Origin of the sequence: Thiocapsa roseopersicina (assembly GCF_900106925.1) — a bacterium.
GTDB classification, from domain to species: Bacteria; Pseudomonadota; Gammaproteobacteria; order Chromatiales; family Chromatiaceae; genus Thiocapsa; species Thiocapsa roseopersicina.
The window spans coordinates 58,236-71,658 of record NZ_FNNZ01000023.1 but is presented as its reverse complement, the minus strand read 5'-3'; the positions used below and the strand labels follow the sequence as shown (position 1 = coordinate 71,658).

Annotated in this window: 9 protein-coding genes; all 9 read left to right on the top strand. The window is 61.8% G+C overall.

The annotated features are described in order from the left end of the window. Positions 1 to 443: conjugal transfer protein TraN (gene traN / locus BLV04_RS19475; RefSeq protein ID WP_175534713.1), on the top strand; the 443-nt coding region annotated here is incomplete at its 5' end. A 226-nt stretch (positions 444 to 669) separates the two neighbouring features. Further along, the gene (locus BLV04_RS19470) at positions 670 to 927 is read left to right on the top strand and encodes a type II toxin-antitoxin system Phd/YefM family antitoxin (RefSeq protein ID WP_007191265.1); all 258 of its coding nucleotides are present in this window, start codon (positions 670 to 672) and stop codon (positions 925 to 927) included. A gap of 4 nt (positions 928 to 931) precedes the next feature. Further along, the gene (locus tag BLV04_RS19465) at positions 932 to 1,369 is read left to right on the top strand and encodes a hypothetical protein (protein WP_093036301.1); all 438 of its coding nucleotides are present in this window, start codon (positions 932 to 934) and stop codon (positions 1,367 to 1,369) included. Between the two features lie 178 nt (positions 1,370 to 1,547). Beyond that, positions 1,548 to 2,363 carry a phosphodiester glycosidase family protein gene (locus tag BLV04_RS19460; protein ID WP_093036304.1) on the top strand — a complete coding sequence of 272 codons (816 nt, stop codon included), beginning with the start codon at positions 1,548 to 1,550 and terminating at the stop codon, positions 2,361 to 2,363. 571 nt (positions 2,364 to 2,934) lie between these two features. After that, entirely contained in the window at positions 2,935 to 4,104 is a 1,170-nt protein-coding gene (locus tag BLV04_RS19455; RefSeq protein WP_093036298.1) for a DUF3800 domain-containing protein, read from the top strand. A gap of 591 nt (positions 4,105 to 4,695) precedes the next feature. Next, the gene (locus BLV04_RS19450; RefSeq protein WP_093036295.1) at positions 4,696 to 5,856 is read left to right on the top strand and encodes a lipase family protein; all 1,161 of its coding nucleotides are present in this window, start codon (positions 4,696 to 4,698) and stop codon (positions 5,854 to 5,856) included. Continuing rightward, positions 5,853 to 7,757 (top strand): VMAP-C domain-containing protein, encoded by a 1,905-nt coding sequence (locus BLV04_RS19445; RefSeq protein ID WP_093036291.1) that lies wholly within the window; start codon positions 5,853 to 5,855, stop codon positions 7,755 to 7,757. The genes BLV04_RS19450 and BLV04_RS19445 overlap by 4 nt, the downstream gene beginning before the upstream one ends. Next, complete coding sequence (locus tag BLV04_RS19440) at positions 7,754 to 8,746, top strand: AAA family ATPase (protein ID WP_093036289.1); 993 nt, start codon at positions 7,754 to 7,756, stop codon at positions 8,744 to 8,746. Before BLV04_RS19445 ends, BLV04_RS19440 begins: the two co-directional genes overlap by 4 nt. Then, entirely contained in the window at positions 8,743 to 13,401 is a 4,659-nt protein-coding gene (locus BLV04_RS19435) for an SUMF1/EgtB/PvdO family nonheme iron enzyme (protein ID WP_093036286.1), read from the top strand. The genes BLV04_RS19440 and BLV04_RS19435 overlap by 4 nt, the downstream gene beginning before the upstream one ends. Positions 13,402 to 13,423 lie beyond the last annotated feature (22 nt).

The window sequence follows — 13,423 nt, the reverse complement described above, 5'->3', positions numbered from 1 at the left end:
ATCGCGTCGGCTCCTACTGCAGGAAGGAGGTGCTGACCTGGTGCGTGGAGAAGCGCGAGAGCTATTGCTGCTTCAACACCCCGCTCGCGCGGATCCTCAACCAACAGATCCGCCCGCAGCTCGGGCGCGACTGGGGCGAGGCGCAATCACCGGAATGCTCGGGGATCGACATCCGGGATTTCGCGCGGGTCGACTGGACCCGGGTGAATCTCGACGAGTGGCTGGCAATCCTCTACGAGACCGGACACTTCCCGACCCTGGAGACCCTCACCGTCGAGGACTTGACCGGCACGGGCAGCCCCTTGGCCGTGCACGCCACGGGGCGGGCGGACGCGGCGACGCGCACCACGCAACGCAGCGACGGACTCGACAGCGAAGAGGTCCGCAAGGCGGCCGAGTCCGAGCTGTGGCGCGAGACGCTTCCGGCTCTGCCGGCCGAGTAGGCGCCGGTCGGGATCGTTAACCCCGAGATCCTTCGCCGCCGAGTCGTGAATGCGCCCGCTGCCCGCCTCCGCGCGAGCGCTTCGGTATCTTGATGCCGTCCGGAAAAGCCACACCGGTCGATCGTTCACGGAATTCGAACACAGGTCAACGAACGGCCTGCCATCTTCCGCATTATTCGGATCTTACGTATCATATCGAAAAGACAGATCTCGAGGACGCAAGGTTATGGTCACCATTAGCTCCGCCGAATTTCAGAGACACTTCGGCCGTTATCAGGATGTCGCCCTCACGGAGCCGGTCGCGGTCACGCGCAACGGACGCGAGCGGCTGGTGGTCTTGTCGGTGGATGAATACCAACGGCTGAAGAAACGTGACCGTCAGGTCATGCAGCTGGCGGATTTCACCGAGGCCGACCTCCAGGCCATCCGCGCCGTCGAGGCATCACCGCACGCCGCCACCTTCGACGCTGAAGTGACCGGCTAGAACAGTGACATTGCCGGAGCCAATCCCGGGTCTGGTGATTCGCTACGCCTACTTATGGGGGGATGCACACCGACGCGACCAAGAGGAAGGACTCAAGGACCGCCCCTGCGCCGTGATTTTGGTCACGACAAACCAGGAGGGAGAGCGAATCGTCACGGTTCTGCCGGTCACCCACAGTCCGCCGCTAGACCCGTCCCTGGCCGTCGAGCTTCCGCCTGCGACCAAGCGCCGTCTCGCACTGGACAACGAGCGATCCTGGGTGATCTTAACCGAGGCCAACCGATTTACGTGGCCGGGTCCGGATTTGCGCTTCGCGCGCCCCGGCGACTTGGGGAGCGTAGCCTATGGCGAGTTACCCGGGGTTCTGCTCAAGGAGATCAAGACCAAATTGCTGCGAGCACTCGAGGCCCGCCGCGTCGGTCTTGTGCCGCGAACCGAATGAGAATGCCATGACCAAGCGTGTTTCGCTGCTCGCGGCATCCGCCGGTCCCGGCCGACCCTCCATCGGCAACGCCGCTACCGGAGTTGGAAGCAGCTCGACGCCATGATGCAGGACCAGTGAAAGGATTCCGGCAGCCGGGTCGATGAAGACGCCGATCCGACAAGAGCGAGCCGGTCGCATGCGCAGGTCGTTCAACGCCCGTCCGGCGTGGCCGCGCATTCTCCTCCTGGCCCTTCTCCTGCCGGCTTCGAACGCGCTCGCCGCGGACTGGACGCCTGCCGGTGAGTCGCAGCGGCAGGACAACAGCGCGGACCTCGCCTACGCCAAGCGCACCGCGGTGCGCCCGTCCGACGACAAACAAGTCAGCGCACACCTCGCCTTCTTCACCTCGCGGGCGTTCCGCTTGGAGGTGATCGATCTTGGGGCGGGCCCCGAGGCGAGTGACGCAACGCTGGAGTCCGCCTTCCGCAGCGAGGGCTGCGTGGCCGGGGTCAACGGCGGCTTCTTCCATCCGGATCGGCAGCCGTCCGGGCTCGTGATTTCCAAAGGACGACGGATCAATCGCTTCGAGACCGCAAAACTCCTGAGCGGCGTGATCTACAGCGACGATCGCGGCATCCACCTCGTCTGGCGTGGCCGGTTCCAAGATCACCCGCACATCATCGCCTTGTTGCAGACCGGGCCCTATCTCGTGGAAAACGCACGCCCGGTGCGGGGCCTGTCCACCGCCGATCCTCGGCGCCGCACCTTCGTCGCCACGGATTGGCGCGGACACTGGGTCATCGGTGCGACCACGAGCAGTCTCACCCTCGCCGAGCTCGGGGAAATTCTCGCTGTCCCGGACGTCCTGACGCCTTGGAGGGTGGATCGCGCCATCAACCTCGACGGCGGATCCTCGACGGGATTCTTCTTCGAGCGCGGCGCCGACCGGGCTCCCGTGACCCTGCAACCCTGGAAACGCGTGCGGAACCTGCTCGGAATTTGCCCGCGTTGAACCGTACCGAGGGAGCCGGAACCGATCGGTCAGCACCCCCTGCGAAGGCGCATTCCGGAAAGCGACATCGGCACTCGGAGCCGCCAAAGGGCAGGAGCCGGCGATGCCGTCACCAGCATCCGGCGGTAAGCCGACGGTTGCCACAAGTCTGCTCGACTTGGTGGACGCGGTCTGCTGCCAGTCGAGTCGCCGGCATTCATGGCCCCTCCGCCCCATGAGCGGTAAGTCGCGCGCGCTCTGTCTTGCGGCCCCGAAGGGACGTTGTCGGCCAAGTCCGGATACGCAGCCAGCGCCTGTGAGCGGCCGCAACCGCTCCTTCAGCGGACACTTAATCGGACGGGGCTGAAACGGCAACACAAAGGCTAGACCAAGGCACTAGCGAAATACAGGGACGTCATTGACGAGAGATACGTGGTACGTACCCTATTTCTAACGCCGGCATGGCTCGGCTTGGATCGGTCCTGCTGCCGTCACCCTCAATAGCTGGGTGCGCGATGTCGTGCGCTGAGTCAACATCAACGACGCAAGAACGCCATTACGGCTAAGCGCCTGGGCGACCGAAGGTATTGTTATGTTTTTTCACGCTGACGAATCAGGCAACACCGGCAACAACTTATTCGATCCAAATCAGCCTCGTCTAAGCTACGGCCTCTTGTCCAGCAAGACAAATGTGGACGCGCTCGGAGTGCAGCTGCATAAAGAAATGGTAAGACGGGTTGGCGTGCCGGCACTCCATGCAAACGAATTGGGGATCGACAGATTGTCGACCATAGCACCACTGCTATGCGAACTCCAACGGAAAATGCGCTTTTGTTTCGACTACTACTACATTGTCAAGCCCGATTTCGCCGTTACGAAGTTATTCGAGGCCGTCTTCGACGCGGGCTTAAATAAAGCGGTGAGATGGGATGCGTATTGGACTCCCCTACGGTTCGTTTTGTTGTTTAAGTTGAACGAGTTACTGGATGAGTCGATTCTCAAACAAGCTTGGACACTATGCACGGTCAAGCGAGTAGAAAAGTATGAGCAAGATATAGTCGAACTGCTAACCGAGTTAAAGCGACGGGCAGAGGCGTCCTCGCTCGATGCACGCTCGAAAGAGGTATTGGTTGACGCTTTCCGGTTTGGGATCGCAAGACCCCTGGATTTGGATTTTGGCGCGCCAGATCCAAGGTTCGTGTCGCCGAATACAGTTGGATTTCAGTTTGTTGTGCATGCAATGTCTCGGAGGCTCAGGAAGGCCCGCCGCAAAGATGCTTACAAGATAGTTGTTGATAAGCAACAGCAGTTCAATAGGTCACAGCAAGAAGTACACAGCCTCTATCAGGTTATTTCAGACGGCTATGCGCGGCTCGATTCGAATGAACGGAAGTTCCTTTTGCATCACCCCTATCACTATGGAGTAGACGAAAACATAATTTTGCATCGTGGGATTCCACGCAAAGCAATCTCAGTCAGTACAAGCGCTGATTCGATAGGATTGCAGATGGTAGATATCTATCTCTGGATTACAAATCGTGTGCTTTCAGGTGCGCAATTGAACCAAGAGTTAAACGAGCTTGTACGGCTATTCTTTCGTCGCGCAGTCACAGATGGAATCTCTCTAGAGGGGCTGGTTGGTCGCTTCCAAGCCTTCGAGCAGGAGTTACCAGCACTCGACGAGCTATCGGAAGACCAGCGCAACGTGGTCAGAGCTTCGGTGGAGGCTCACAGGAAAAAGGTTGAATCGCTTCAAATCTAGCCTGGAGCCAGACTGGGAAAGGTGCGGCATCAGTTTACAAGCGGCGTGAGGGACGATCTGACGCCGCTACTCGGCGGCCTCGGTGTGTAGCCGCTGGATGTACTGCGGATATACTACAGCGATATTTCCTTACAAGGAACGCCGCCATGGCCCGTCAATACTTCCCTACACGAGAAACCGGGGCCAGACAACGAGATCGGAAGCGTTGTTTCCGTCTCGACAGCACTTTCGTACCGATGACCGGTTTCCATCGCTGAGCTGCCACAAGGCGCAGCACAGTGAGTGTCAACTCTGGGTCGTAAGCACGTGTCCGGGCTCAGGATCCTGGGTGACCGCAACGCGCGTCTTGCTGTCTGTCGCCTCGCCGGGATCGGCGACGGCTGGGCCCCAGGAGCGGTCAGTCGCGGCCGTTTAGTCTTGCGGCCCTGAAGGGTCGTTGTCGGCCAGTTGCCGACGCTGGGGCTTCGCTGTTCAGGGTCCGCAGTTGTGTGGACAGCCGACACTCAATGCGTTCTCGAGTTACGTATACTGTTCCCGGACTTGCCCTTGATGCTCTGCGTCTGCCTCTCCTCTGGAACAACGGGGTTCTGAATGTCTACCGGCACCATTGTGATTGTTCACGGCACCGGGGTGCGCCTCAGCAAATTCCAGCGCACTTTGGAGCACGCGCGGCGTATCGCTTCGCAGGCGGGTATCTCGGAAGCATTCGTGGAGTGTGCATGGGGCGACCCGCTTGGAGTTCAGTTTGAAGGCCGATCCCTTCCGGATCCGCCCTCTGCGGCAAAGCTCGCCGAAGAAGCAGAAGACTTCGCGCGCTGGAACTGGCTCTTCGACGATCCCCTATTCGAGCTCGACAAGCTCACGATTCGCGATCCCGACGCGTCCAAGCCGATTCCGATGCCAGGCAGCAAGCCTGCGTGGCTGATCCTCTGGGAAAAGATCGCGGCCTATCAGCCAACGCCGGAGCTGGAACTCCTGCTGGCGAGGGGGGATCTCAATGACGCTTGGGCGGATGCTTGGTCGACGGTGACGCACTCACCGATCACACGAATGGCGTTCGAGGCATCGGCCCACGAGCTGGCCGAAGCGAGTCACGCCCTTGCGCGCGCAGTCATCGCCCAGCTTTATGTCGACGCCGAGGCATCGGACATTCCCGGCCCGAATCGAGCGCTTCGACAAAGCCTCTTCAACCGTCTGATCGCCGATTGGGATCAACAGGTCTACGGGCTGGGCGCCTTCTTTGCTTCGATGCTGAAGCGTGCAGTGACCCAGGTCTTGCGACATCATCGCGAGAGCTTCAGTGATTCGGCCGTGCTCCCGATTGGCGACATCCTGCTGTATCAATCACGCGGCGAGCAGGTACGCCAGTTTATTCGCGACAAGATCGACGCAGCGACACCTCCGGTGACCCTGATCGCTCATAGTTTGGGTGGTATTGCCTGCGTCGACCTGCTCCTCTTGCCCGATCCACCGGTTGTCGAGCGACTCGTGACAGTGGGCTCGCAGTCCCCCTTTTTTTACGAAATCGGTGCGCTCTACTCACTGAAACCCCCGGCGCCGCTGCCGTCCGATTTTCCGCCTTGGCTGAATCTCTACGATCGCAACGATTTCCTGAGCTACGTCGCTGGCCGCTTGTGGCCTGCCGTGAAAGATGTGGAAGTAGAGTCCGGCAATCCATTTCCTGAGTCGCACGGCGCTTACTTCGCAGATGAGGCTGTCTGGCGCACAATCCGCGATTTCATGCAATCATGACGGACATCTATGGGTTTCTGGTCGGCATCGAGCGCTACGATCAGCCCAGCTGGGATCAGGTTGGCCCGTGCGCGAACGCAATCGCGATGGCGGAGTGGCTTCGCTCCATCAATGTCCCCGCCGGTCACATCTACCTTTTCCTCGACCCCTGCGCTGATTCCCGCGCTGATTACGCTCAAGCCCTTTGTGACCTTGAGGCGGCTGGAGCTCAGGTCACTCGATCCGGCAACTCCTATACGATCGACACCTTCTGGCGGACACAGCTGTCCCGGGATCGCCCGGCCGACTCCCGTCTTCTCTTCTATTGGTCCGGACATGGGTTCACGGAGAACGACGGAACGCGCGTCTTCGTCTGTCGTGACTACACGGCGTCCGATCTCAAGAACCGGGTTTTCAACGGCACCAATTTCCATCGGCATTTGCGCTCGGCGGCCTTCCAGTGCTTTAGCAAGCAGGTGTTACTCGCGGACGTCTGCGCAGTCTATGGAGGCATGGATTTCGAAGCCAATAAGGTCCCGCCGAAGAGGCTTGGCAATGACTCTCCACAGCGGCAGATCGCCTATTTCGCGACGCCCGAAGGCCAGTATGCACGAGGGGACGACGGCGTCGGGGTTTTCACCCGGACCACGCTCGAGGTACTGAAAGCACTAAACGCCTGGCCGGACGACTTCTTGGCATTGTCCAAGAGGATGGATGCGGCCTTTGAACAGGTGGGGCAGACCCCGTTCCGTGTCGCTGAGTATGCAGAGGACTACGAAATCTCGGATAGGCTGGTTGGTCTGGTCACCGAAGATGTCGGCAGCGCGCTCTTCGGGTCCGTGTGGTCGTCGCTCTGCGCGATCCCGGTTCCCGATTCGTTTTACCGGCTTCATTTTCGGCGCACGGTCAGTTCCCTCGGCAGGCCCGACCTTGATCACGCGCAGGGACTGAGCGGAATGCTTCGTGAGCTAACCTCGCTCTGCGATACGGCGGGGACGACACAGGCACCGTATGGGCTCCTGGAATTCCTACTCCGGCTGAGCAGCGACGCGCGGCTCGCCGAGGCCGTCGAGGCCTGGTTGAACGAGCACGCAGCGGCTCAGGGAAACGCACTCGCGACGGCGCGAGAGCGGATCCGACTTGAAAGTGAAGAAAAGATTCTCGTCGTCGACGTGCAAAACGACGAGCGGGGAGACATTGCCTTCTACGAGCCATCCCTACGTAACCAGAATTTACTGCCCGTGCCCGACATCCAATTGGCAGCTTCATCGGTGACCGGCTGGGAGAGTTTCACAAGTCAATTCCCGGTAGTCATCGAAACCCTGCGCTCGAGATACGGCATCGCGGACTTGCAGATCCAATTCACGGTCAACCCGCCGCTCTTCGACAAGCCGTTCCATAACATTAAAATGGGCGGCGAAATGTTGGGGGAGAAATTCGTGGTCCTCGTGCGCTATCGGGACCGCTTGCTTCAAACCTCATCCGTGAAACGGCAGGCGTGGCAACAGTGCGCCGACGCCCTGCGGAGAAGCAAGCCTCGCGAGATCACGCTCCTGCCGATTCCGGAATCCGGCGCCGCAGCGGCCGGTGCCGCTCCGGGAGCGCAAGGTTTTTGCTACACCCGGTTTACGGTGTCGCCCCCGCCAAGTGGAGCCAAGGAAAAGCAGATCCTGATGCGCCTGCTGAACTCTGGAGTCGCCTTCGCTTCCTGGTCTCACCAGCCGCCGCCGGGCGACGATTGGGAAGAGGTCGCCGCCTGTCTGACTCATTGCATGTGCGCCAGCGAGACCCTCGATCGCTTTCCGTATCAGCTCACCCGCCGCCGGATGGAAGGAAATGCCGCTGCGAGCCAGGCGACACTCCTCTGGGATGATCCCGATTTCATCCCCTTCATCAACCCCAAGGGCACCCAAATCCGATGACTGACTGGAAGATTTTTCTCGGCGATGGCACCCAGCACGATCGCCTGACCGAGCTTCCCGAGCCGCCGCCGTGGCGCTTCTCGCGCGCCCCTCGGCCGCTGCAGCGTCCCGAGAAGCTCGACATCGACTGCGAGAAGTCGCGCGCGGAGCCCTTCTTGCCCAGCGATCCAATGATGATCGCGGTCAATGCCGCGCTCTACTTGCGTCGTCCCTTGCTGATCACCGGTGAGCCGGGTACCGGCAAGTCCACTTTGATTGCCAAGGTCGCGCACGAGCTCAAGCTCGGGCCGGTCCTGCGTTGGCCGATCAGCTCGCGGTCCACGGTCCGCAGCGGGATCTACGAATACGACGCCGTCGGTCGCCTCCAAGCGGGCAAGGACGCCGTCCCGCCGGTGGAGTCTTACCTCAAGCTCGGACCGCTCGGTACCGCGCTCAACACCACGACCTGGCCACGTCCTCTGCTGATCGACGAGATCGACAAGTCGGATCTCGATTTCGCCAATGACCTGCTGAATGTAATCGAGGAAGGAGAATACGAAATCCCCGAGCTGCGGCGACTTGGAAAACAGGTCGTCCAGGTCATGGATTTCCTCGGCCAGACGGTGACGCTCAAAGACGGTCGAATCGTGTGCGGCCAGTTCCCTTTCGTGGTGATGACATCAAACGATGAGCGCGAGTTTCCGCCTCCGTTCTTGCGGCGCTGCGTCCGCCTCAGCATTACACCGCCGAACCAAGGCGAGCTTACGCGAATCATTGAATCTCACCTTCGACAGTACCCGGATGCACTCAAGTCGATGGAGATCGAGACACTCATCGGTGCCTTCGATGCGCACCGCATCGAGAGCCAGGAAGTGGCAACGGATCAATTGCTGAACGCCGTCTTCCTGACTGTGGCGATGCACGACCCCGCAGAGCGATCCTTCAGCGAGGAAGAGCTCCGGGCACTCCGCGACAATCTTCTACGTCCGTTGAATGGTCCGACAGCGTGACTCTTGAGCGCCTCATCGAGGCCATGCAGCGCGCGGGACTCGCGCCTCATGTCGACGATGTGCTGGATGCCTTCTGGCTTGCCACCCGTGGTAAGACACTGTACTTGCATCCCCCCCCGCAGCGAGAGCCGTCGAGAGAAGGCGCGAATCCCGGCGAGCGCCAACCTACCGAGGAGGCCAACCACCCAAGGCTCCCGGGCAAGGATATGGACACAACGAAGCCGCGCACGGTTCCGAACGAGAAGGACGAAGTCCCCGTCTACCCATCCGGGCGCACGCCGTCCGGCAACCGGACCGTCAATGCTTCCCCCGTGGCGCTGCCGGCCGGTCGGCCCTTGCCTGGGCGCCTTCAGTTGGCGCGTGCCCTGCGACCGCTGCGTCGGCGCTGGCCGTCACGTCATGCACAGGAGCTCGATGAGCGACGCACCGCGGAGGCCAGCGCCGAATGCGGCGGTTCCCTTCAGCCAGTGTTCCGTCCCGTCCCCGAGTATTGGTTCGAAGCCCACGTTGTGCTGGAAGACGATCCAGCCATCTCGCTTTGGCATGACACAGTCCAAGGCTTTTGCAGGATGCTCGAAGACACAGGGGCCTTCCGCTTCGTCCGGTCCTGGCGTTTGCGCGGCGTGCTGGAACGCGCGACGGCGGACCGACGGGGTCTTTCCTCCGCTTATCTGGAGGGGCCGGTCGGGTTTCATGTCTCACCGCGGCTGTTGGCCGGACGCGGCGCCCGGCGTCTCGTGTTCTTCGTCACCCATGGCAATTCGCCCTGTTGGCTGGACGGCCGGTATGCCCGAGTACTCGCGTTGTGGGTGCAGTCCGCGAGTGTAGTCATGCTCCATCTGCGTGATGCTCGCCGGTGGAGGCATGGGACCCTCGGCGAGCATCACGGACTGTGCCACGCCCGTGAGCCGGGCGTCGTCACGTCGAAGCTGGACGCGGAGATCTTCTGGTGGAAGGCTCCCGAGGCATCGGCGAGGCCACTGGCCATTCCTGCGGTGCCCATGACCCCTGCGGGATTGAGCCAGTGGGCCTCTACCCTGATGGGTGGCAACCGTTCCACCCCGGTCTTCCTGCTCGACTCCGACGCTCGGCATGATCAGGATGACAAGCCTCAGGCAGAACAGGCAGAGACCGAGCTAGCAGTAGCATTGCTGAGGGAATCCTCGCCTGAAGCGTTTCGGCTCGCCGTGTCGCTCTCTACAAGCTCCTTCACGATTCCGGTCGCACGCGTCGTCCAAGAGGCCCAGTTCGGGCCAGCGGCAGACCAGTCGCACTTGGCTGAGATTCTGCTCAGCAATCTAGTCTTCGCGCATTCTCCGACGACAGCCGAGAGTGGTCCCAGGAATACCTATTTCGAGTTTATCCCCGCAGCCCAAGCGTCCTTGCTACGTTCGCTTCGGGAGTCCGAAGTCGCGGCAATCGGGGAGGCGCTCGAACAACGCGTCTCTCGCTACCTCCAAAAAATCTCCGGCCGGTCCATTCGCTTTCGTGCATTGGTGCCGGATGCCAACGGCCGGTACGACCTCCCCGAATGGGCCCAGCCTTTCGCCCGTTTCGGCTTGGCCGCCTTTCGTCGGTCGATTGGCACAATGGCTCCTGCGCAGCGTGTCGAGACCTTCGCGAGCGTCACACCCCCTGCAGTGCTGGCGCGTCTCGCCCGCTATGCGTCATCGATCGCGCCGGGCGCTGTGCAGCGGCCGGATTCGCTTGAGCATGAGCTTTGGCAAAAACTGTGCGATGCGGCCTTGATTACCCAAAGCACCGTCGGAGAGTGGCGTTTCCTTCCGGGGGTGGAATCCCTGCTGGCGGAGCTGACCGGGGCAACGAGTCCCGATCGTCCGATACCCTTTCAAGATGCCTTCGCCGACGGCTCCGGCATCGGCCCACGAATGATCTGGCTCCCCGGCGGCAGCTTCCGCATGGGCGACAGCCAGGGTATCGGGCGCGAGAACGAGCGTCCGGTGCACACCGTCCGGCTCGATCACTTCGGGGTCGGCAAGTACCCTCTCACCGTCGGGGAGTTTCGTCGCTTCGTCGAGTCCACGGGCTACAAGACGGAGGCCGAGCGCGAAGATGGCGCTACGGTCTGGAACCGTGGCAAAGCCGAGCGGAAGCAGGACGCGAGCTGGCGCAAGCCCTACGTGAAGCAGGACAAAGATCACCCCGTGGTCTGTATCAGTTGGAACGATGCGGAGAAGTATTGCGAATGGCTGAGCGAGGCGACCGGCCGGACCTACGGCCTGCTCACGGAGGCCCAGTGGGAGTACGCCTGCCGGGCGGGGAGCGAGAGCGCCTACTGCTTCGGAAACGCGGAGGAGCACCTCGAAGCTTACGCCTGGTTCGGAGACGCCTCGGCATCCGGCTCCACCCATCCGGTCGGGAAAAAGAACCCCAACGCTTGGGACATCCACGACATGCACGGCAATGTCTGGGAGTGGTGTGCCGACTGGTACATGGACAGCTATTACGCGCAGCTCTTGAGCGGTACAGGGGAGATGGCGCGCGGCACCGAGAAGGAAAATGCGACGACGAGCGAGGCTGGCGATAAGGCGAGCAGACCCGAGCCGAGCGCGAGTGACAATCCCGGCGGTCCCGAGTCGGGCTCCTACCGAGTGGTTCGCGGCGGCTCCTCGCACAACGGCGCCGACAACTGCCGCTCGGCGTACCGCATCAGGGACGAGCCGTCGGTCCGCCACCACTACCTCGGCTTCCGCCTCTCGAGGACTGGCCCTCTTCATTCTTACCCTTTTACCCTCGGTCCGCCGGAGCTCGATGTCGGGCCCGAGCCGATTGCCCGTCTACGCGATCCGCTCAAGGACCACGGCGAAGGCCCGTCCATGGTCTGGCTCCCGGGCGGGGTCTTCACCATGGGGCAGGATCACCGCTCCCATGACGACGAGAAGCCCGCGCACCGGGTGCGCGTCGACGCCTTCTCCATCGGCCAATATCCCGTGACCTTTGCCGAGTACGACCGCTTCTGCGAGGCGACCAAGCGAGAGAAGCCGAAAGATCACGGTTGGGGCCGAGCCGAGCGCCCGGTCATCAATGTGAGCTGGGAAGACGCCTCGGCATACTGCGACTGGCTCAGCCAGGAAACCGGCGAACGATATCGACTCGCAACCGAGGCTGAGTGGGAATACGCCTGTCGGGCGGGGACCGAAACCCCTTGGTCCAGCGGAGACACCGAGGAGCAGCTTGGTGGATATGCCTGGTATGTTGAAAACTCAGGTCGCCAGACGCAGCCGGTCGGCCGGAAGCGTCCCAACGCCTGGCACCTCTACGATATGCACGGCAACGTCTGGGAGTGGTGCCGAGACTGGTTCACGGGAGGTTACTACAAGCAGCTCGTCAGGGAGCTCGAACGACGAGCCGACGTCACTCGGAGTCGTTCAGGTACATGCGACGCTCACTCGCGCGCTGCTCAGGAATTACCGAGTGAGAATCCGACCGGCCCTAAGTGGGGCTACTACCGAGTGATTCGCGGCGGCTCCTGCGTGGACGTCGCCGACAACTGCCGCTCGGCGTACCGATGCCCGGCGTACCGATACTGGGACGGGGCATTGGAGCGCGACAGCAAACTCGGCTTTCGCCTCGCGAGGACGGGCCCATGGCGCTCTCGACCTATTACCTTCGGTGGCCCGCAGCCGCGGCCGGACGCCTGGGTCAAGCCACAAACCTCGCCACCGGAACCGGCCGTGCGCGCGTCAGCCGCATCGGTGCCGAGCGGTCGCTCCCGCTATGCGCCTCAGGACGTCTTCCGTGACCGCTTCCGGATCATTAGCCGCGACGGTACGGAGTCCTCCATCGATGCCCCCGAGCTGGTCTATATTCCCGGCGGAACCTTCCTCATGGGAAATCAAAAGGGCCAATATAATGAGAAGCCAGTTCACCCGGTCCGGCTCGACGCCTTCGCCATCGGCCGCGTTCCCGTAACCTGGGGCGACTACAAGCGCTTCTGTGAGGCCACGGATAGGCACTGGCCGGAGTGGCTGGAGAAGGGCAGCCAGTACCATCTGGACACCGGCACCAATGATCTCTACCGACGGCGCGCCATCGCAGCGGACGCGCTGGACCTTCCGGTGGTCGGTGTAAGCTGGGACGACGCGGCCGCCTTCTGCGCCTGGCTCTCCGAGCAGACCGGCGAGCACTATGCCCTGCCGACCGAGGCACAGTGGGAATACGCCTGCCGCGCCGAAACGACGACCCGGTGGAGCTGCGGTGACGACGAGAAGGCGCTGGGTCAGCATGCCTGGTACGCGCAGAACGCTGGAGGCAAGCTCCATCCTGTGGGTGAGAAGCAACCGAATCCCTGGGGACTCTTCGACATGCACGGCAGCGTCTGGGAGTGGTGTGCGGACTGGTATGCGAGCGATTTCTACCAGCGGCTTACGGCGCGGTCTCAGCCGGTCCCGAACGGCACTCGTACGCTGTGGAACAGTGCTCGCGCGTGGCTGAGTGAACTGACAAATACTCCGAGCGACTCAGAGCAAACGCCGAGTGACAATCCGAGTGGTCCCGAGTCGAGCGCCTACTGTGTGGCTCGCGGCGGCTCTTGGAGCAGCGACGCCGACTTTTGCCGCTCGGCGTCCCGCGGCAGCTACCGGCCGTCGCGCCGCAACTACTACCTCGGCTTCCGCCTCTCGAGGACGGTATAGTTTGGCGCTCTTACCCTTTTAC